Consider the following 19,421-nt stretch of genomic DNA (forward strand, 5'->3'; position numbering starts at 1 on the left):
TGTCTTAACGAATGCGGATAGAATGCATAAACTTACCTAAAAAATAAAATTCAGTTTTATGATAACTTTACTGTTAAAAGAAGTCTAGACAACCTTGTTTTATGCTTGGATATAAGGCTTATTTTAAAATAATAGTAGTGAAGATTTTCTAAAATTAACATAATACACCTTATACGAAATAAAAATGGGAGCCTTAAGCTCCCATTTTTTAAGTAATTTTTTCAAATAAGGCTTGGGTGAGCATCTAAAATTCGAATCAATGTAGCTGCTGGTCCAGTTGGATAGCGTCGTCCCTGTTCCCAATTTTGCAGGGTACGGGGGCTAATATGTAGACGTGCAGCAAATTCATTTTGGCTCAAGCCAGTTTTTTCACGTACTTCTTTAATATCAGGCAATTCGAGTTCTGTAACTCGGCTTGCTTTAACTTCTTTACGTTTGATAGCTCCAGCTTCTTTGATTGAAGCAACCAAGTCATCAAATAAGTTGTTATCCATGAAATTGCTCCTTCACGAGTTGGTGCAGAATGGCGGTTTCCTTATCTGTTAAATTATCTTTTACTGATTTTGGATAAGCCACTAAGAAAAAGATCTGATCATCCTCGGTGACCCAATAATAAATCACCCGTATCCCACCACTTTTCCCTTTGTTACCTTGAGCACAACGTACTTTGCGAATACCACCGCCATTCTTGATTAGGTCACCTCTATCAGGCTGTACCAAAAGATCTTGCTGAAGTTGACGATATTCCTCATCAGATACAAGGTCTTTAATTTGCTTGGTAAAGATGCTGGTTTCAATAAATAACATGGACTCTTTATACGTCAATGGCGTATTTGAATTTTAGCAGTTTCCATAACAAAAAACGAGAGCTGGTAGATCTCGTTTCGCATAACAGCCATTATGTTAAATTGTAGTAAGAACTTTAATGCGATAGAGCAGAATGTATATGCAAAATAAGCTTGATAACATTATTCAAGAATTAAAAGAACTATCTGGGAATAGTCGTCTAAACATAGAACTACCTGATGATATTTTCATATCTGCTTATGAACGAAAAATAGGTTTTATTTTTTGGCTCATCTCGTTGTGACTTCAATAAAAAGCAAAAGCATGATGAATTCGCTTCGCTCATAAAGCTTTTTACTCGCTTTGCTCGGTCTGGGTGCATAAGACTACATAAAAATGTAGATTTTCTAGAGTTCAAAGCACTTAAAAGCGGTTTTGCAGGGAGTCTAGGCGCAACTTTTCAGTGTGACGCTCGTAGACACTCGCTCTATATCTACCGGAAGGACTCAAATTGCACGCATACAGATAAAAATGAGCCTTATCTCTTTCAACACTTCACATCAGAATCTCAGAAACATACCAGCTCACTCGCTACTTTCTGTTCTTGAACACGCCTGAAAAATTTATTCATTTATTAGTATCAGAAAAAAAATTCAAAAACACCACTATCGGGGATTCGTTTTTTTTATTTCTGCTAACGTCAGGTGAATCAGTATTGGAACGCAAGGATACATAGAGACCCCTTTTTTCGCTTCGCTCAAAAATTGGTTCTATGACCTTGTTCAGGGAGACCCCGAAACCCCCCGACCGCCAAGACAAGCTTGGCGGTAAAAAGCAAAAGCAGCATGAGTCGAAAATGAAAACGAGAAACAAAGTTTACAAGGTGAGAATGTCAGATACCGAGCTTCAAAAACTAAGAGATGGGAATGTTGAAAATATCGCTAGATTCTTACGTGAGTCAGCTATGGCAGCAGTAGGCGGGAGAGAACAAAAGCATGTTTATACAAAACTTGATCGAGAGTTTTTACTCGAACTTTCAAGAATTGGTAACAACATTAATCAGGTCGCAAAAGCTTTAAATACTGATATTGCTAAAGGTGAGCCGTTTGATGCTGTGAGACTGTTTCACCTGTTGATTGCTATCAATGAAAACCTTGAAGCACTGAGACGAGACTTAAAATGATTGTCGAATTTTTCAGATATGGCGCTGGACTTTCAAAAGGGCCGCTTGATTACTTTCTTGGGAAAAAGCGCGACCGTGAGCATGCAAAAATTTTAAGTGGTAATGAGCAAGAAGTTGCAGGACTTATAGACAGTTCGCCTTTTGCAAAAAAATATACGTCCGGATGCCTGAGTTTTTACGAGAGCGATTTATCAGATGAAGCCAAGCGCAAAATCATGGCCGATTTTGAGCACTGTCTTTTTCCAGGTATGAGTTCAGATCAGTATCGAGTGCTTTGGATTGAGCATCGGGACAAGATAAACGAGGAAACAGGGGAGCGCAGGCTTGAGTTAAATTTCTTGATTCCAAACACTGAAATCCTGACAGGAAACCGGCTACAGCCCTTCTATCATGAGGCCGATATGCCGAGAGTTGATCTGTTTAAGAAGATTATTAACTTTGAGCATCAGTTACATGACCCAGACGATCCGATGTTTCGCCAAGACATCAAAACTAAGAAAAGCCTGCCTAAAAATACCGCAGACATCAAAAGAGTTTTAGATGTAGCAGCAAAAAAACAAATTGAAGAAGGCTTTATTACTGACCGTGAGAGCATGAAACAGTGGCTTATTGATCTTGGGTTAGATGTCACTAAAGAAACAGCAAAAGCCATTTCCATTAGAAATCCTTATGGCGATGAAAACTCACGCCCTATTCGCTTAGAAGGTGCTATTTATGAGCAGAATTTCAGATTTGGAGCAGAGGGCGATAGCCTTACAGCAGAAGCGTCAGAACGATACAGAAGAGAAGCTCGAAAGCGTTATAGAGAAAATCTTCAGCGATACGCAGAACAAATTGACGGCAAGATCCGAGAATTTCAGCAGAAGTATCAGCAAAGAGACGCTGAGCTTGAGAAAGCAGGACATGCAAGCCACGAAAGAGCTAAAGACCCAAATCTTGACCAACAAGGAGGCGTTGAAAAATCAGCAGAGCGAAGCCACGAGCGAGATTATCGAGCAGATTACAACAGACAAGAAGACGTTGCAGAAAGCACATACAGAAGCAATCACCGAAATTCAGGCAGCCTGCCAGAAGCAAGTCGAGAGCTTAGAGGAGATCTTGCAAGAGTCGAACCGCTTACAAGAAGATATAGTGCGCCAAGCGACTTTGAAAAAAGCCCTTATTACGTCAGTTTGGCCGTTGATTATTCTAGTTGGCGTTTTAGTTATGAGCAGTATAGCAACAGGACTTTATCTAAATTACCAAAAAAATCAGTTAAGCCGAATGAACCAGCAAATCGAGGATTTACGAGTGAGGGGAGCAACCTTGAATCTTTTGACTTGCGACAAACAATTGTGCGTACAGATAGACCCGAAAGCTCCGCATTACGAGGGCAATTATCGGGTAATAGTGGAGAAATAGAAGTAAATGAGCAGTCTAGAAGCCCAGCTATTGGGGATTATCGAAGAACAACAACAGCAATTGAAGCAGCAACAGCAGCAGCAAGAGAAGGCCTTGAAGCAGCTGGAAGAGCAGCAGAAAGCACTAGGATTGCACGAGAAAGCCTTGCAGCAACTAGAAGATTACACAGCGATCTTACTCAAAAAGAGCGAGGAAGAAGTGCAGATCGTCAAACGCTATCAGGAAATAGTGAAAAAACTCTCAGAGCAGACAGTCTCAGAGCATTTTTCAGAGGCTTTACAGAACGAATTGGCGACCGTTTTAAAGACGCATGTGACGAAATTGGTGAGTTCTTTAGACGTACAAGAAGAATTGAGAAGCTTGTTAAGGGAGATTTTGCCGAGCCTGGTGCAAGCAGAAATAGAGAAGCAAACGAAGCCACTGGCGAACCAAATCAGCGAGAGAATGAACTCAGTCGAGCAGTATCAACAAAAGTTAGCGGATTTAATCCAGGATATATCTTCAAGGCTCTAGATGAGTTAGATAAGCGCAAAGAGCTACAAGCAAAGCAACGGGCTGCTGAGCGCAGTTCAGGACTGGATTGTGAAATGTAAAGAGGGATTAATGAAATGAAAGATTTGAATATAAATTTGATGAAAGCCAATATCAGGAAACACATTTTGAAAGGCAGAGGTATTGAGTTCTTTAATATGCAGTTCAACGACTGTAATCAGGTTCTCAAATCCCTCAGTTTCCCCGGTATTCATCCGAGCCAACTCTGTCGAGTAGCTCGGATTATGATGCCTACTTTTAAAGAGGAACCCCCCACGATCAGTAAGTAGTTCTAGGGAGCTTATGACGATGTGGGGTGGACTGAGTCCGTTTTACCCAATCTTCCGGATATTCTTGACTGTAAGAATCATAGTAATGACCTGACCAATATTCCTGATTGTCTTCTTGGTATTCGTGATCTTGAGAAAAGTTGTGGGTGCTTTGTTGCGCTACAGCATGTTGCTGAAGTGTCTTTTCAGCTGTTTTTTCCGCCTGATCTAAAGTCATGAAAATATCGAGCAAGGCTTGGCGTTGTTGATGATTCAGAAGTTTAGCGCTTTCGACAATCAGTTGTTTAGCGAGGTTTTTTGGGATGCATGGGTTTGCATCATTGAATTTAATATGCATAGCAGTTTCCTAGATAAGAGTTTAATTATCTCCATCACTTCTCACGGCAATGGAGGCAACTTAACAGGGGTGAGAATACTGAATCTAGGATCAGCCAGCACGAAGCTGCCCTGCTAAGCTACCATAGGGACTGCTTAACAGTAGGCAAAAAAATAGCCGCAAGTGCGACATTTAATTGCACCTAGATTTTATCAGGTTCTCACGCCTGGACACAGATTTTGCTGCGTTAAAATAAGATTATCCAGTAAAAAGCAGGGCGTCAAGGTCCTAATCAGTAGTTCTTATAAAAACTGAAAAAATCTAACTAAAAGGTGTCTATAAAATCGTTGGCTATTCAGTGGCTTACATCTGAATTTCGTATAAGAGATTTTATGTTAAATGGGGAAATACATTTCCCCATACTTTCGACTTTATACAATATAGTCTTTCAATTTACGTGCTATAGCATATGCAAGTAAAGGTGGAACAGCATTCCCTACTTGAAGCATTTGATTAGACTTTGGACCTGAAAATATAAAATGATCAGGGAATGATTGGATTCTAGCAGCCTCTCGAACAGTTAAGCACCGATCTTGTTTTGGAAGGGTAAATTGTCCTGAAGAGGGGGTATCAAATCGAGTTGTAATCGTTCTTGCTATCCCATCACTTCTTAGTCGTGTCCATGTGCCACTGTAGATTGATTTAGTGAGATGTTCCTCTGGTAAGCTTTCTTTACCACCACCTTCATGGGGAATCATCTTAAGACGATCAAGAACTATTTTTGAGTGATTGGTTGCCTGATGATTTTTAACGGTGATAGATTTTTTTCTCAAATATGACTGATATTCTGTCTTAGGAGGAGATATGTAATCGTATATATCTTTTCCTTCTCCAGCTTCAAGACTAGGTAAATCAGAAAAAATTTCATCTAGTTTTGGCGGCTCTTTATAATCTAATTTAGAAAAATCAAAAACTTGATTTTCCTTAATACCAACAATAAAAGCTCTTTTTCTCTGTTGAGGCACACCAAAATCAGATGCATCTAAAATTTTTGCGTTAATGGTATATCCCATTTTCTCGCAATCTTCTTTAATTAAATTAAAGAAGTAACTATCACTAGTTGTAAGTAGATTGGGTACGTTCTCGATTACAAAAGCCTTTGGTTGAACAAATGCAACAACATCTAGAAAATACTTAAATAGATAGTTTCTTTCATCATCTAGACTGAGACGCTTTCCCTTTTGAGAAAAACCTTGGCATGGTGGGCCACCAAAAATAACATCAACTTTTTCTACCATTTCCTTAAAAACTTCATGAATTTTTAAGTTAGTAACATCTTCGTTTAAAACTTTCGAATGTGGAAAGTTGATTTGATATGTCTTTGCAATATTTGGCTCTTTTTCTACGGCTAATAGGCTTTTAAATCCAGCCATTTCAAATCCGTAGGACATACCACCAACGCCAGAAAATAAATCAATTGTTTGCAAAATCATACATCCTTAACTCGATTACAAGCTGAGTCAAAATATTCAGAATTTAATTCGGTACCAAAGAAACGTCGCCCACACTTTTTAGATACAACCGCTGTTGTTCCACTTCCCATGAATGGATCAATGATCAAATCATTTGGGTTAGATAAAACTTCTACGAAATGTTGGATAAGTTTTTCTGGTTTCTGAGTAGGATGTTTTCCAAATTTCTTTTCAGATTTTGGTGTAAGGCCAGTTTCAATAAAATCGTGTAATAATTTGCCATTATTGTTAAAAGTCCCAGAAGGGCCTTTTTTTATTAAGTAAACCCAAGCTTCTGTTGAGTTAACAAAAGTTAAGTTCATATTTCTAGGCATTGGGTTCGTCTTATGCCAGATACCAGTAGTCTTGTAATAGAAACCAGCTTTTTGCGCAATTTCTATGATGCTTTCAACTTTAATAATAGACATGAAGATAATAACAGCTCCATTCGGAGCTAGCTTTGAATAAGTTAATTGAAGAAAACTTAGCATTTGGACATACCAATCTTCATATGCCAAATCATCCCAACCACTAGCTACAAAATGATTTTCTCTTAATCGAAATACTCCTGTATTCCGACCCTTCATGAAATTTCCCAAATTGTATGGTGGATCTGTTAGGCACAAATGAACTGATTCATCTTTGAGTAACTTTAGTCCTGCTAAGCAGTCTATGTTAAGGAGTACAGACGAGGGGTCTCTATATTGCTGTTCATCTAAGCTAACATCATGATTTAGATGGTTTTCATTTAAGGAAGAATTCATCAGACAGCAAAATATTCAATTTAATTGTTGTATGATAACAACATTATAGAATCTTGTACTTTCTTGGCGTCCTTAATTGACGCTTTGTAGAGCTAAGTAATAAAACATAATTTTTAAGGAATGATTTGTGATTGAAAGCGTATCCCCAAGATTAGGAATAAAATCTTCTCTTCCAGATCATTTACAAGCTTTTGTGACAGCTTATCTTATATGGAAAACAAATGATAAACCTGTAGTCATCGAGTATTCTGAAGAGTATGTCGATGCCGGGATAACAAAGATAAAATTCAAAGATAGCATAGTTCGTGCATTTACTAATTTAATGAGTGGAAACTCTTCTTATTCAATTGATATTTTTGATAAAAATCAATTATTAACTGCACAAACAGAACATCTACAAGTGGGACTATTAAATTGTTATAAAACAGCCTATATAACCCTTATTAACAGTGGTTCCAGTTCCGCTGAGCGTTCAGGACAAAATAGATACGCAAAGAAATTAGAATATACCTCCTTTATTGATCTTTTTGATTGTTTTGTTGAACATAACTTAAACCAATACATTGACTTTTTTATTCTTATTTTAAGAAAAGATGATGCATTTTTAGCACATTCTCTATTTAAACCATTTTCAGGTTTTATTAGTTTTTTAGTTGAACAAACACAATATAAATTAGAGGATGGAACGGTAGAAGATAGACTCTATAAAAAGATTGAAAGAGGTATCGACTTCTTTAGTAATGGCCCATCTCGAATATTGAAACCTTTTACCATAAAGGGACTTTATGATTTATCCCCTAAATTACCAATTCCTCCGTTGTCTTCTAATGAGTTCAATAATAAGAAAAATCGAATAGATAACTTATTTAATATTCTTCGGGTTCAATATGAACAAAATAAGACTGAGACTGAGACTGAGACTGAGACTGAGACTGAGACTGAGACTGGTAGCCCAAGTTGTATCAAGGGGTATAACAAAATTATTTATGGTGCTCCAGGAGCAGGAAAAAGTGCATCAGTTAGTAAAATAGTTGGTGAAAACTATATTCGGACAGTTTTTCATCCTGAAACTCAATATTCAGATTTCATAGGTTGTTTAAAGCCACATAAAGACTCTACTGGAATCACTTATAGCTTCCGAAAAGGGCCTTTTATTCAGATACTTGAAAAAGCTCTTTTAGATAAGGACAATCATTATTTTTTAGTTATTGAAGAACTAAATCGAGCAAATACTGCTGCAGTATTTGGAGAGATTTTCCAGCTCCTAGATAGAGATGATGAAGGAAAAAGTGAATATCCAATTCTGATACAAGATGAAGACTTATATGATGCTTTAGCAGTTACTTTAGGTTTAAGTCATGAATTTATTGTAAAACGTCAATTGATGATACCGAGTAACTTATCAATTATTGCAACCATGAACAGTAGTGATCAGGCTGTTTTTCCATTAGATACTGCATTTAAAAGACGTTGGATTTTTGAATACCTACCAATAGATTTTACAAATTGTGCAACAGGCAAAGTTCCAATTCATCATACAGTTTTACCAAATGTAGAATGGAAAACACTAGCCCAAACTATTAATACTGTTTTAGTTCAACTAAAGGTTGTAGAAGATAATCTTATTGGTCCGTGGTTTATTAAAGATAGTGATCTAGTTGAAGATCAAGCTGAACAGACTTTCATTGGCAAAATTTGTTCATACTTATGGGATGATGCCCTTAAGTATAAGAATAAAGATGAAATTTTTAGAAGTGATATTCATGGGTATGGTGAGCTATATCAACGGTATTCTGATCAGAAGCCAATATTCTCAGATAAATTTATGGAGATATTACAAACAACACAAGATGTAGATACTGATACCTCTAATAAGACAGAAGCAGAGTGATGGAATATCAGTTTTTTGAAGATAAACAATTTATCGATTCAAAAAAAATCCCTGATTATGTAATTGATAAATTGGTATCAGTTGGCGGTCTTGATGTAGTTGATCAGGGACGAAAAATTAAATTTTGTGGGGTCATTATCTCTGAGGGTTGTACATACTGCTTTGCTCCTTCTAGATCAGACTCTAAAAAAATTGAATCTATAGGAAATTTAATTAGGGTAATTCATGCTTATAAAGACTCTATTGATTCTAGTTTGTTAGCATTTGATGAAGATGAACAAGGTAAGGTTATTGAAGAAATTTCCTTAACAGACATTTTTGAAATTATAGATCTATATTTCAGTGTGGGGATCTTAAGATCTAAGACACATACTTATAGTGAAAAGGGACGAACGAATTGGTCTAAAACAGTGAATAGAGAGTTTCCTGTATTCACTAGTGATAATGTCCCAATTTACTTTGACCTTCATAAATATCCAGTTTCCATTTACCAAGATGATTTAATTTCCAGTATTCATTGTGAAATTATTTTAGATATTTTGAAAAAGTTTCACTGGCTAGATGAAAGATTTAACTTTGTATCTAAAGATCAGTTAAGTGAAAAGAAATTAATTAACGAACTGGATGTTAATCAAAAAATTTCTCTGCTAAATCAAAGGTTACATTCAACCTTTGTTTCCTTAGAAATTAGAACTCTGCAATTATTGATCAGATATTTAGAGAAGGTTCATGAAAGTGGATCCAAGAATATCGTAATTGGAATTCGGAAATTTCATTACGTTTGGGAGTTCTTACTTAGAAATATTTTCCATGATGTTGATCTTAAAATAAATTCGCTATTACCAATACCCCAGTATATATTTACTGATGGATCCAAGCCTGCTCAAAACTCATCTCAAAAAGGTATGCGCTTAGATGTATTTATTAAAAACAAAAATTCTTGTTGGGTCATAGATAGTAAATACTATACTGCTACAGGAGCCCATGATGCTCCGGGATGGTCTGATCTAGTTAAACAGTTTTTCTATGTCAAGGCTGTTAAATTGATTTACCCTGAGCTTAAATCGATTAAAAATATTTTCATTTTTCCAGGGATAACCAAACCATTATCGACTATTAAAATGGTTTATCGTGAAGAATCTAAAGATGAAACAAAATTAGCGAAACTAGCGGAAGATTTTATTCCTATTGAATGCTTATATTTGGATCCGAATGATGTTATGAAGAGCTACTTAAAGTCTAAAAAAATTCATATTACAGATTATATTTAATTGGTAAGTTTTCCTACAATTAACATAATACGAATTATGCGAATCAAATTTTGGTAATAAAAAACCCCGACATCCTGTCGGGGTTTTTCGTGTTTGGTTGCAAGGTATAACTCCTGTCGTACCTAACCATCCTTGTGCTGATCTTTCTTATTCTTGTTGTTTGGAGCTTCCTGCTCTCTATGACTTCATCATAAGAAATAACGCTTTGATCAGCTAGAAGCAGATTCCTTAAATTACTGTACGTCAAAGCGTACAAAACTGGCTTAAAAATAGCCTCAGATTTATCCGCAGAAATTGTGGATTTTTTTCAGGCTGAAAGCCTTATAGAATGTATGTGATTTTTGGTTTTGAGTGTTTTTTAAGCAAAAATGTTGGCAAAAAATATCAAAACTGCTCATAAAAAAGCCGACTTGTTTCAAAATCGGCTTTTTATGGATTTTAGGGTTTGGTGTAAAATTTTAAGTCTTTGATATTTATATTAATATACAAGTGTATTGCGTATAACCACCATTATGTTAAATGGGGGTATATTTATGCCTCATTAAACTTATATCCACACTTTAGACACGCATAGTTATTGAGGATATGCTGATCAATAGCACGCCCTGTAACAGCACCTGCTGTAGCTCCAGCTGTGCCACCAATAAGTGCTCCAGTAATTGCCCCTGCTACAGTTCCGACAGCAGCACCAGTAACTATGCCAATGGGACCAGCAACGGCTCCTAGTATAGCTCCAGCTTTCCCACCAGCTGCACCACCACCTAATGCAGCAGCAGCACCGCCAGCTGCACCTGCTGCACCACCTACGGTAGCGCCAGCACGTTTTCCATAATTAAGCTTATCGATATTAGTTGAGTTACATTTTGGACAAGTTGTCATATTAATCCCCATATTCAATGTTTTCTGAAGTTTTTATAAAATTAACATAATACACCTTATACGAAACGCTTTGTAAAAACCATTTTAAAACAATGCCTTATGCCTGTAAAAACAGCCTAAGCACGCTCTCTTAGGCTGTTTTATCAATCTTTCATGTTCCACGATCGATAAGTAAGCAATATTTCAAAAGGTTTATTTAATAAAAATTTAAAGCATTAACTTATGTAGATTAAGTAACTTACGTAAGTTACTTAATTTTATCTAATACGATTTTTTGCAGTTCTTCAGCAGATAGTTTTTCTAGTTGACTAATAGCAGCTTTTAAAATGATAGAACGATTGGCCTTAGCAACTCTACAATTTACCAAAAGAGTATCTATTTGATGATTGACATCTTCAGTTAAAGAGAAGGTGTATCTTTTATAAGTTTGCTGTGTTGGCTCTATTTTCTTAACACGTTTGGTTGCACCCTGAATAAAGTCCTCGATTTTTTCTTCGTTTAAACTTTGCTCAGATTTTTTTAAGCCTTTAAGTGCCATTAAAGATCTCCTAAAAACTCTTTAGCAATTTGTTCAATTTCTTGTTTAGCTTTTTCATCAGATGACATTTCAAAGACAGATAATCCATTTTCATCAGCATCATCATAGATATTTCGATTACACGTAAAATTGTTAAGTGGAATCAAATCAAAAGATTCACATGCTTCTTTAGCGTCTAATATTCTTTGAAACTGACTTGGTAAAGTTGGACATTGAGTAATAACTGCTCGAGTATAAAGCTCTGGATTTACAGCTTTGGCTAATCGGATCAACTTTTCAACATGAACCAATGTTTTTAGATCACGTCTTTTAGGACGAAATGGCAATAACATATGAGTTGCAATAGTCATTGCTGAACGTAAAGCCTCAGAATCTTGACCACCTGCATCGATAATAATGTCTTGATAGCGTTTAGACAGGTCTAATAATATTTGACGGATATTCCCAGCAGCTTGTACTGAAGGAATACTTTCTACTTTATTGTTGTCATCACGTTCTTTAATCCAATCAGTAGTAGTACCTTGTGGATCAGCATCTAATAATAAAATATCTCTCTTTTTCGCTTGTAAATACACAGCTAAATTTTGGGCGAGGCAACTTTTACCGGACCCTCCTTTTTCACCACCAACTAAAATTATCATCTTGATTATTTAACTTACGTAACTTATTTAAAATTCATTATATAAAGTTTTCTATTTAGATCAATAGTTTATAAATAATAAGATTATTTAACTTACGCAACTTACGTAACTATCTTGATAATTTATTATTTTATATAGTTTTATTGATTGAAATTTTATGTTGATTAGTTATATTCTTACAAAAGAAAGCCCCGATGATTTTCAAACTTGGCGGAATGGAATCAATCGAGGCTCGTATCTTTAACAACAATAAGGAGATGAATCCGTCTTGTGTTTGTTATAATCATATACCACAAATTTAGTATATGCAAAGAACAAAAGGCGGTTTACTAAAGAGTAAACCCATGAATTATACAAAAAGTCACTCGACACTGACTAAATTTAGAACGGAATTGGGGACACAGCAGCAACTCGATCTATTCGAGAGTCTACCAAATAAACCATATTGCATGGATGAGAAGCCTGGCTACATGCTCATCCGTACTAAATCCATCGCGGTTAAAAAGCCCTACATTCAGATAAATCCTCCCCTGACCACAATTTACTTTATCTTCGATGATGACAAAGAAGATGCTGCTTTATCGTGGTTTGATGCAGGTTTGCCACAGCCCTTTTGGACAACACAGAACGCTGAGAATGGGCATTGTCACCACTGCTACAAGCTTGAAATACCACTTTGCACAAGCGAGTTTGCGAGTGTAAAAGCAATCAAATATGCACAGGCGGTGTACTACGCTTATGCACTCAAATTAGGTGCTGACATTGGCTACTCACAACTGATCACCAAGAACCCGTTGCACCCACAATGGCGGACAACCTATTGGACAAAACAAGCGTACTCACTTGACTACCTTGCGGACTTTGTAGACCTGCCGAAGAAACTACCGAAAAAGCTCGAAGTTGTCGGCTTGGGACGTAACGTTACAATGTTCGAGAAAGGCCGTCATTGGGCGTATAAGGCGATTAGGGATTACATGCACCACAACTCTAGCCATGAGTGGGAAAGAGCCGTCAGATCGCAAATAGAAGCGATTAACAGCGGTTTTGAGCAGCCATTACCCTACAGTGAGGTAAAAGCTACGGCCAAGAGCATTGCTAAGTGGGTTTGGCAGCGGTTTAGCTATGGTGAGTTCAGAGAGATACAGGCAAAGCGTGGTGCAAAAGGTGGTGCTAAGTCTAAGCGTGGTTCTAAGGCTGATTCAGAGCGCTCTATGAAACCTTGGGAAGCATTAGGGGTTAGCCGTGCGACTTATTATCGGCATAAGAAAAATGAGACCAAATAAGCCTTATCAGATAACAGCCTTTTTAAGGGCTGTTATGGTTCTTAGATTTATAAAAATATTGTTTACAGCAAAGCTTGAACCTGAATTAGACTGTTTTACATCTTTGTCCAGGATCCATCCAAAATCTCTGTATATTGATGGCAAGTTGAATTATAACCTTTACCGTTCTTAAGAAGTTAAGATCACTTTAAAAACAGTTTGGCAACGATTCAATTGGAGCTGAATGTATCGCGTAAATTGGTAATTGATTGGTACAAGTGAGCCTTATCAGATAACAGCCTTCCTTTAAGTTTCAAATGGATCTTTTTATGTCTAATGCTCGGATTAAGAATGCTTTTGACGAAGCTATTTTTTTAATGGATCAAAGTATAGCTTATTTTGAAAGCGCCAAAGTCTTAGTTGATAGCCCAAGTGAATATACTTCTATGCCTATCATTACTTTGCAATCTTTTAGTCTTGAGTGTTCCCTCAAGTCATTGTTACTTTTAACTTGTGGTAAATATCCATCAAGTCATGATGTCTTGGATCTTTTCGAACGTTTACCAGAAGATGAGAAAAAAGCTTTGTTAGGAGAGTTTCTAGATCTTACTGAGGTAGATTTAAAAAATGCTCTAACTGAGATTCGAAGAGATTTCATTGGGTCACGTTATTACTTTGAAGATTTTAGAAAGTCTTATGTTGGTAGAGCATTTTCTACAGGTTATTTAGAAGCTGTGGCAAATTTTTTTATTGATTACATTAAGGATAATGGTGATTCTATTTATCAACAATATGGTTCTGGCAGTAGCGTTACATGTAGTCCTCATGTAATGTTGTCTACTAAACTAGAACGATAAAAATTATGAAAGCACTCTCGGTAATAGAACTTGCTAAACTTTATGGTCTAAACCGCCAAAGCATCTACAAGCGTATAAATAAAGGCGATATAAGTAAAAACAGTGATGGAAAAATTGACCTTGCGGAAGCAATACGTGTCTTTGGTGAACCGTCACAACGAAAAACTGAAAACGTCACGCTACAGTCACAGGCGACACAAAAGTCGGCAGAACTAGACATCATGCGACAGCAGGTAGACATGCTTCAAAAACAGCTTGAGCTGGCACAAGAGCGTGAAAAATTTCAACGTGAACAATTACAGGCTAAAGACGAGCAGATCGAATCCTTACAGCGATTACTTGGTGCACCTAAACTACAGCCACAAACTGAACAGGTACAGGAGCCGACACCTGAGCCAATTCAACCGACACCGCAACCAATGCCTGAACCTAAGCCGATCATTCAGGAATCACAACCTGAACCACAGAAACGCCGTGGCTTATTTGGTCGTGTTATACGTGCGGTACTTGATTAATTTTGAAAGTAATACGTATAGAAGGGATGAGAAACTGATGAGAAAAATTCAAGTAGCTGTAGTGTTAAGTTTTTTGAGCATGGGGTGTTTTGGGAATACAGTCTTGCTCGATGAATATAATAAGGAAGTAGAGCCTCACTATAAAAGATTAAAGAATGCATCCATGGTTCTCCATGAATTGCGTGAAAAAAAGTTGAATGAGGGAGCGATCACCTCTCAAGAATATAAACAAGCCTTTTTTTTAAACTGCAGCTCTCTCGGCTACCTAAATAAAATAAAAACTATTAGTGAGAAACCTAAATATAGAAATCTTGATAAAGCCAAAAGGTTAAAAAGCATGGTAGTCAAAACCAAAGAAGTGATGGGCGTAACTGAAAAGGATTGCAGTCAAGAAGGCATATATGTGCCTTTGAAGTAGGGGTAGTAGCCTAAGCGCCGTGGTTTGTTTGGTTATTTAATGCGTGCAGTACTTGATTGATATAAAAAAGAAAATTTAAAAGTCATCCGTTTAAAGGAGGGGGGGAGCCCTTTCGTAGCTAAAATCGGTTTTGATAGTTTTATTGTCAAAACGACTTTGAGTGTCGATGAAACGTTGTATAGGAAGCTCGCTGTGAAGGCGGGCTTTTTTTATGGAAGAAATTCCACATCCCTTTGGGAAAGTATCCCTGCCCTGTAGGGTGGGCGATATTACACAGAAAACAGCAATTAGGTCGGTGACTAAATACTTAGACAGAAGATTAAGTGTTAGAGAGGATGAGAAAAATGAAATTGTCGAAGAATGTTTGGAAAGTTGTTTTTGCTTTACTTGTCGTGATGTTTCTTACGTTTGGGTGTGATACCTACGTGGAAGCACAAGGACAAGGTTGGTCATTTGAAGCTGGGGCATCAGCCAAAGCTGAAATGACACGAAAATAAGAATCTAAGCTGTGCGTACGTGAATGGAAGCGAATAACACCCCTGCAAGTTTTCTTCCATTCACGTACGTGGCTTGGATTGGTATATGCCATTGATCCTTTTTGCGGTTCAGGTGGCATTTTCATTACGAATAAAACCTATCATTGAACTATACCTGAATGATAGCGAGCCAAATCGCATACAATATCTATCATTAGACTTAATGCAATAATTAAATGATAGTATTATCATTAATCTAATAGAATTAAGATTAAATGATAGAAATGAATACACGTATTTATCTACGAGCTTCAACTAAAGATCAAGATGCAGAAAGGGCTTTGCAGATTCTTCAGGATCTAAACCAAAACTTGAATTTGGGTGAAACCATTGTGTACGTGGAAAACTATAGTGGTACGAAGTTAGACCGACCTGAATTGAATAAGCTACTGTCAGAAGCAAATCAAGGTGACACATTGTTAGTTGAAAGTATTGACCGCTTATCACGCCTAACCCAACGAGATTTTCAAGAGCTGAAGCGCAGGATCCAGGAGAAGGGACTTCGTTTAGTCGTAGCAGATCTTCCTACTACCTACCAAATGATTCAAACCAGTGACAGCATTACTCATTCAATCTTGGAACTCATCAACAATATGTTGATTGATCTTCTGGCAACAATGGCCCGCCTAGACAATGAGAAACGTATAGAACGTATTAAGCAGGGCCTGGCACGTTCGGGTTACAAACCAACAGGCAAGAAGGCAAATGAGGCTAAACATAAACGAATAAAAGAATTGCTAGTAGTTGGCAATATGACTAAGGAAGAAATTGCCAAAGCAGTGAATTGTGGAGTTGCAACTGTCTATCGAGTTGCTAAAGTTATCTAAAAGAGGCTTATCTCAACGCGCCCCCAATGGGGCACCGCTGCATTCAGGTTTACTTCACATAAGAAATTTTATGTTAAATGATTGTTAGAAATGCCCCTTGATCGAGGCATTTTCTATAAAGAATACTAAAAACTAATTAAAGCCAACCAAGTTTCAAAACAAGGCAGTTCTCAGCAATCATATTTTTAAATTATATAACTCCCAACTGAGCTTTTGCTCCAACGATAAGGCTTTCATTTTGAGTTTCTAAGGCAAATAAACCATACATCAAAGGAGAGGCCGCTGCTCTTTCTAAAGTCTGTTCATATAGTTTATTCCAAACTTTACCCCCTAGTTTTTCATACTCGATGATTAGAGTTTTGAGGCTTTCTTCTCCAAACAAAGTTACATGCCCAGCAAAATCAATCGCTGGGTCATCTATATGGGCTGTTGACCAATCAATAACGCCTGAAACAGCTCCATCCTTTGAAGCTAGTACATGCCCAGCATATAAATCGCCATGTATAAATTGGGTGAAATCTGCCCATAGAACATCATTATCCAACCATTTTCTGTAGCGGGTTTCCAATTGCTCACTTATACCAATTTCAGATTTTACTAACTGCAAATTGTTTGCTATTTCAGGTCTTAAATCTGAAGGTTTCATAATTTTCAAATCATTTTCCCGAACTTCTTTTTCAGGAATACTATGGATTTCAAATAAGGTTTTTGCCAAAGATGTTATGTATTTCGGGCTATCTTTGTCCATATTCCAAATTATTTCATAGGTTTCAGCATCCAAATTTAAAACAGGATTATCTTTAAGTATGGGATAAGCCACTAATTCTGTAGATGAAATTCTCCAATCAGGAACCTCTACAGAAAGATGTTTTTTTACCAATTCTAAAATGCGTTTTTCTTTCTTGATTTGTTCCCTCATGCCATCACGACGAGGAATACGCAGCAACCATTGTTGCCCCTTTGTATCAAGAGCAAAAACGACCTTAAAATCAATGCCCATTTCATTGAAATTCATTTTGTCCGTAAGCAACAAGCCGTGTGCTTCAGCAAGTGATTGAATATCTTGAATTGTCATTTTTAATTTCCTTTAAAGAGTTCAATAATTAATGTTCGGATTAGATTGGCTATCATTAACAATCTCTCTCAAAAGTCTTGATGATTTTGTGGTCTTTGATCTCGTAGATAATGTCAGCAATATTATCGACCAATTGCTTGTCATGAGATACGAAGATAATAGTTCCTGCATAGGACTTCATCATTGTTTCTAATGCGGCAATACTTTTTAGGTCAAGATAGTTTCCTGGTTCATCCATAAGCAAAATATTATATTTTCCTAAAAGCATTTTGGATAAAAGCAGTTTGATGATTTCACCTCCCGATAAGTCGGATAAGTTTTTTTGAATATCATTCGCTCCGATCCCCATTGAAGCCAATACTGCACGAATTTCCGCAACTGTGTACTCGCACTCTTCCTGCATAAAGGAGAGCACAGATTTATGCGTGTTAAATTTATATCCTGTTTGTGTAAAGTAGCCAATTTCAGCTTTTGGAGATATGGTTAATCCATCAGCACGTTCTGATATCATTTTTAACAAGGACGTTTTCCCTGTTCCATTCGATCCAGTTATAGCGACTTTAGCGCCAAGCGGTATTATAAAGTTAGCGTCATCAAAGATAGTACGGCTACCAAATTTTAAGCTCAGACCATCTGCCGTAATCGGGAACTTATTGTGCAGTTCTAGGGCTGAACTTTGACGAAAACGAATAGAACGCAAATGCTCTGGTGCTTGAATATCTTCTAATGCAGCCAAACGCTTTTCCATACTCTTAGCTGCCTGATACAGTTTTCTTTGCTTGGTGCCAGTCATTTTTGCATGCCCAAGTCGTCCAGCACTTTCGGTAGAGTTTTTGGATTTTTCTCCTTTTTTCTTATTGTCTAATCGATTAGCTTGCTGGCGTTTTTCTTGCACAGCAGATTCTAATCGCTCCCGTTCCTTCATCATCAGCTCATATTCTACGGCTTGGTGTTGTCGCTCTTCTTCTTTTTGACGCAAGTAATCCGAGTAACCACCCCAATATTCCGTAATTTTACCGTCTTTTAACTCCCATATCTTGTCTACAACCATATCAAGAAAATATCGGTCATGACTGATAACAAGTAATGCTCCATCAAATGCTTTAAGTTGACCAATAAGTAGATCTATTCCATTGAGATCAAGGTGGCTGGTTGGTTCATCCGCTAGAATGCCATGTACTTGTTGGGAAAATGCGGCAGCAATTTTTGCACGAGTTTCCTCTCCGCCACTCATTGTGTCGTTTTGTACATTGGAAACACCAAGGCGAGATAACATTGCCCGGTCTTCGACCGTTTCTATTTCGATTCCGCCCAGTTGGCTGATATGTGCAAAATCACCAAAACGCTGTAATGTCGCTTCGGCTAAAACAATTTCGCCATTAAGTACTTTGAGTAAACTACTCTTTCCTGCTCCGTTATCACCCACAAGACCAATACGGTCATAAGAGTGAATTTCCAATTCATCAATATCCAAAACATCACGCCCAGCATAATCCAAGCGTATGTTTCTCGCTTTAATAATTAAACTCATTTTTATTTACTCCTGTTTAGCTCTTGAAATTTTTTATGCAGCAAACAGGATTTAGGTGAAAACAAAAGCTAGCATCACAGTGTCCTCCCAAAAAAAAAGCTATTCATCCACAGGGTGGACAAATAGCTAGTCAATTAAGTTATAACTGGAAACTATGCACTAAAAGCATACTTATAAATTAAGCATACTTTTACTTTATATATCCGCATATATTCTTAAAGACACAACAAAAGCCCACCATTATAAAATAGTGTCACTATGCAAATAGTTGTGTCTTAACGAATGCGGATAGAATGCATAAACTTACCTAAAAAATAAAATTCAGTTTTATGATAACTTTACTGTTAAAAGAAGTCTAGACAACCTTGTTTTATGCTTGGATATAAGGCTTATTTTAA

The 19,421-nt window shown here is 37.0% G+C and carries 20 protein-coding genes; 10 read left to right on the top strand and 10 right to left on the bottom strand.

The features are described from left to right. Window positions 1-221: 221 nt before the first annotated feature. Window positions 222-494 (bottom strand): NadS family protein, encoded by a 273-nt coding sequence (gene nadS / locus FTU39_RS13075; protein ID WP_000369781.1) that lies wholly within the window; start codon window positions 492-494, stop codon window positions 222-224. Continuing rightward, on the bottom strand, window positions 487-807 hold the full coding sequence (locus FTU39_RS13080) for a type II toxin-antitoxin system RelE/ParE family toxin (RefSeq protein WP_000897307.1): 321 nt from the start codon (window positions 805-807) through the stop codon (window positions 487-489). Before FTU39_RS13080 ends, nadS begins: the two co-directional genes overlap by 8 nt. A gap of 835 nt (window positions 808-1,642) precedes the next feature. On the opposite strand from FTU39_RS13080, the gene mobC reads away from it, so the two are divergent. Continuing rightward, window positions 1,643-1,969, top strand: a complete 327-nt coding sequence (gene mobC, locus FTU39_RS13085) for a plasmid mobilization relaxosome protein MobC (RefSeq protein ID WP_180007081.1) — start codon at window positions 1,643-1,645, stop codon at window positions 1,967-1,969. Beyond that, entirely contained in the window at window positions 1,966-3,963 is a 1,998-nt protein-coding gene (locus tag FTU39_RS13090; protein WP_179996664.1) for a relaxase/mobilization nuclease domain-containing protein, read from the top strand. Before mobC ends, FTU39_RS13090 begins: the two co-directional genes overlap by 4 nt. Before the next feature lie 217 nt (window positions 3,964-4,180). Here FTU39_RS13090 and FTU39_RS13095 read toward each other — a convergent pair whose 3' ends face one another. From FTU39_RS13095 to FTU39_RS13105, 3 genes are all read right to left on the bottom strand, one after another. Beyond that, window positions 4,181-4,528, bottom strand: a complete 348-nt coding sequence (locus FTU39_RS13095; RefSeq protein WP_070155624.1) for a hypothetical protein — start codon at window positions 4,526-4,528, stop codon at window positions 4,181-4,183. A gap of 410 nt (window positions 4,529-4,938) precedes the next feature. Further along, window positions 4,939-5,994 carry a DNA cytosine methyltransferase gene (locus FTU39_RS13100; RefSeq protein ID WP_218953099.1) on the bottom strand — a complete coding sequence of 352 codons (1,056 nt, stop codon included), beginning with the start codon at window positions 5,992-5,994 and terminating at the stop codon, window positions 4,939-4,941. Between the two features lie 2 nt (window positions 5,995-5,996). After that, window positions 5,997-6,782 carry a site-specific DNA-methyltransferase gene (locus FTU39_RS13105; RefSeq protein WP_180052261.1) on the bottom strand — a complete coding sequence of 262 codons (786 nt, stop codon included), beginning with the start codon at window positions 6,780-6,782 and terminating at the stop codon, window positions 5,997-5,999. A 127-nt stretch (window positions 6,783-6,909) separates the two neighbouring features. Between FTU39_RS13105 and FTU39_RS13915 the strand changes: the two genes are divergently transcribed. Beyond that, entirely contained in the window at window positions 6,910-8,673 is a 1,764-nt protein-coding gene (locus FTU39_RS13915; protein WP_373686624.1) for an McrB family protein, read from the top strand. Then, complete coding sequence (locus FTU39_RS13115) at window positions 8,673-9,944, top strand: LlaJI family restriction endonuclease (protein ID WP_180052262.1); 1,272 nt, start codon at window positions 8,673-8,675, stop codon at window positions 9,942-9,944. Before FTU39_RS13915 ends, FTU39_RS13115 begins: the two co-directional genes overlap by 1 nt. Window positions 9,945-10,475: 531 nt before the next feature. On the opposite strand, the gene FTU39_RS13120 is transcribed toward FTU39_RS13115, so the two are convergent. The 3 genes from FTU39_RS13120 to FTU39_RS13130 form a co-directional block, all read right to left on the bottom strand. After that, a complete protein-coding gene (locus FTU39_RS13120) occupies window positions 10,476-10,823 on the bottom strand; it encodes a hypothetical protein (protein WP_180007079.1) in 348 nt (115 codons plus the stop codon). Window positions 10,824-11,070: 247 nt separating this feature from the next. Beyond that, window positions 11,071-11,361, bottom strand: a complete 291-nt coding sequence (locus FTU39_RS13125) for a hypothetical protein (RefSeq protein ID WP_127801923.1) — start codon at window positions 11,359-11,361, stop codon at window positions 11,071-11,073. Next, window positions 11,361-12,002, bottom strand: a complete 642-nt coding sequence (locus FTU39_RS13130) for an AAA family ATPase (RefSeq protein ID WP_004728244.1) — start codon at window positions 12,000-12,002, stop codon at window positions 11,361-11,363. Before FTU39_RS13130 ends, FTU39_RS13125 begins: the two co-directional genes overlap by 1 nt. A 344-nt stretch (window positions 12,003-12,346) precedes the next feature. On the opposite strand from FTU39_RS13130, the gene FTU39_RS13135 reads away from it, so the two are divergent. The 6 genes from FTU39_RS13135 to FTU39_RS13160 all read left to right on the top strand — a co-directional run bounded on the left by FTU39_RS13135 (window position 12,347) and on the right by FTU39_RS13160 (window position 16,417). Continuing rightward, window positions 12,347-13,285, top strand: a complete 939-nt coding sequence (locus FTU39_RS13135; RefSeq protein WP_180007076.1) for a replication initiation protein — start codon at window positions 12,347-12,349, stop codon at window positions 13,283-13,285. Between the two features lie 308 nt (window positions 13,286-13,593). Beyond that, a complete protein-coding gene (locus tag FTU39_RS13140; RefSeq protein ID WP_005113770.1) occupies window positions 13,594-14,121 on the top strand; it encodes a HEPN domain-containing protein in 528 nt (175 codons plus the stop codon). A gap of 5 nt (window positions 14,122-14,126) precedes the next feature. After that, the gene (locus tag FTU39_RS13145; RefSeq protein ID WP_180007074.1) at window positions 14,127-14,636 is read left to right on the top strand and encodes a plasmid replication DNA-binding protein; all 510 of its coding nucleotides are present in this window, start codon (window positions 14,127-14,129) and stop codon (window positions 14,634-14,636) included. 37 nt (window positions 14,637-14,673) lie between these two features. Next, entirely contained in the window at window positions 14,674-15,054 is a 381-nt protein-coding gene (locus FTU39_RS13150) for a hypothetical protein (RefSeq protein WP_180007072.1), read from the top strand. A gap of 344 nt (window positions 15,055-15,398) precedes the next feature. After that, window positions 15,399-15,551, top strand: coding sequence for a hypothetical protein (locus FTU39_RS13155; RefSeq protein ID WP_180007070.1), 153 nt, complete (start codon window positions 15,399-15,401; stop codon window positions 15,549-15,551). A 254-nt stretch (window positions 15,552-15,805) separates the two neighbouring features. After that, window positions 15,806-16,417 carry a recombinase family protein gene (locus tag FTU39_RS13160; protein ID WP_015060246.1) on the top strand — a complete coding sequence of 204 codons (612 nt, stop codon included), beginning with the start codon at window positions 15,806-15,808 and terminating at the stop codon, window positions 16,415-16,417. A gap of 190 nt (window positions 16,418-16,607) precedes the next feature. On the opposite strand, the gene FTU39_RS13165 is transcribed toward FTU39_RS13160, so the two are convergent. Together FTU39_RS13165 and msr(E) are read right to left on the bottom strand one after the other, a co-directional pair. After that, window positions 16,608-17,492 carry an Mph(E) family macrolide 2'-phosphotransferase gene (locus tag FTU39_RS13165; protein WP_000155092.1) on the bottom strand — a complete coding sequence of 295 codons (885 nt, stop codon included), beginning with the start codon at window positions 17,490-17,492 and terminating at the stop codon, window positions 16,608-16,610. 55 nt (window positions 17,493-17,547) lie between these two features. After that, a complete protein-coding gene (msr(E), locus tag FTU39_RS13170) occupies window positions 17,548-19,023 on the bottom strand; it encodes an ABC-F type ribosomal protection protein Msr(E) (RefSeq protein ID WP_000052512.1) in 1,476 nt (491 codons plus the stop codon). Window positions 19,024-19,421 lie beyond the last annotated feature (398 nt).

Source organism: Acinetobacter sp. YH12099 (assembly GCF_013419195.1).
Taxonomy (GTDB): Bacteria; Pseudomonadota; Gammaproteobacteria; order Pseudomonadales; family Moraxellaceae; genus Acinetobacter; species Acinetobacter towneri.

Coding starts and splice junctions, on each gene's coding strand:
- FTU39_RS13165 (WP_000155092.1), bottom strand. CDS start 17,492: ATGACAATTCAAGATATTCAATCACTTGCTGAAGCACACGGCTTGTTG.
- FTU39_RS13160 (WP_015060246.1), top strand. CDS start 15,806: ATGATAGAAATGAATACACGTATTTATCTACGAGCTTCAACTAAAGAT.
- FTU39_RS13145 (WP_180007074.1), top strand. CDS start 14,127: ATGAAAGCACTCTCGGTAATAGAACTTGCTAAACTTTATGGTCTAAAC.
- FTU39_RS13095 (WP_070155624.1), bottom strand. CDS start 4,528: ATGCATATTAAATTCAATGATGCAAACCCATGCATCCCAAAAAACCTC.
- FTU39_RS13130 (WP_004728244.1), bottom strand. CDS start 12,002: ATGATAATTTTAGTTGGTGGTGAAAAAGGAGGGTCCGGTAAAAGTTGC.
- mobC (WP_180007081.1), top strand. CDS start 1,643: ATGAAAACGAGAAACAAAGTTTACAAGGTGAGAATGTCAGATACCGAG.
- FTU39_RS13125 (WP_127801923.1), bottom strand. CDS start 11,361: ATGGCACTTAAAGGCTTAAAAAAATCTGAGCAAAGTTTAAACGAAGAA.
- FTU39_RS13090 (WP_179996664.1), top strand. CDS start 1,966: ATGATTGTCGAATTTTTCAGATATGGCGCTGGACTTTCAAAAGGGCCG.
- FTU39_RS13150 (WP_180007072.1), top strand. CDS start 14,674: ATGAGAAAAATTCAAGTAGCTGTAGTGTTAAGTTTTTTGAGCATGGGG.
- FTU39_RS13135 (WP_180007076.1), top strand. CDS start 12,347: ATGAATTATACAAAAAGTCACTCGACACTGACTAAATTTAGAACGGAA.
- FTU39_RS13155 (WP_180007070.1), top strand. CDS start 15,399: ATGAAATTGTCGAAGAATGTTTGGAAAGTTGTTTTTGCTTTACTTGTC.
- FTU39_RS13120 (WP_180007079.1), bottom strand. CDS start 10,823: ATGACAACTTGTCCAAAATGTAACTCAACTAATATCGATAAGCTTAAT.
- FTU39_RS13115 (WP_180052262.1), top strand. CDS start 8,673: ATGGAATATCAGTTTTTTGAAGATAAACAATTTATCGATTCAAAAAAA.
- FTU39_RS13105 (WP_180052261.1), bottom strand. CDS start 6,782: ATGAATTCTTCCTTAAATGAAAACCATCTAAATCATGATGTTAGCTTA.
- FTU39_RS13080 (WP_000897307.1), bottom strand. CDS start 807: ATGTTATTTATTGAAACCAGCATCTTTACCAAGCAAATTAAAGACCTT.
- FTU39_RS13140 (WP_005113770.1), top strand. CDS start 13,594: ATGTCTAATGCTCGGATTAAGAATGCTTTTGACGAAGCTATTTTTTTA.
- nadS (WP_000369781.1), bottom strand. CDS start 494: ATGGATAACAACTTATTTGATGACTTGGTTGCTTCAATCAAAGAAGCT.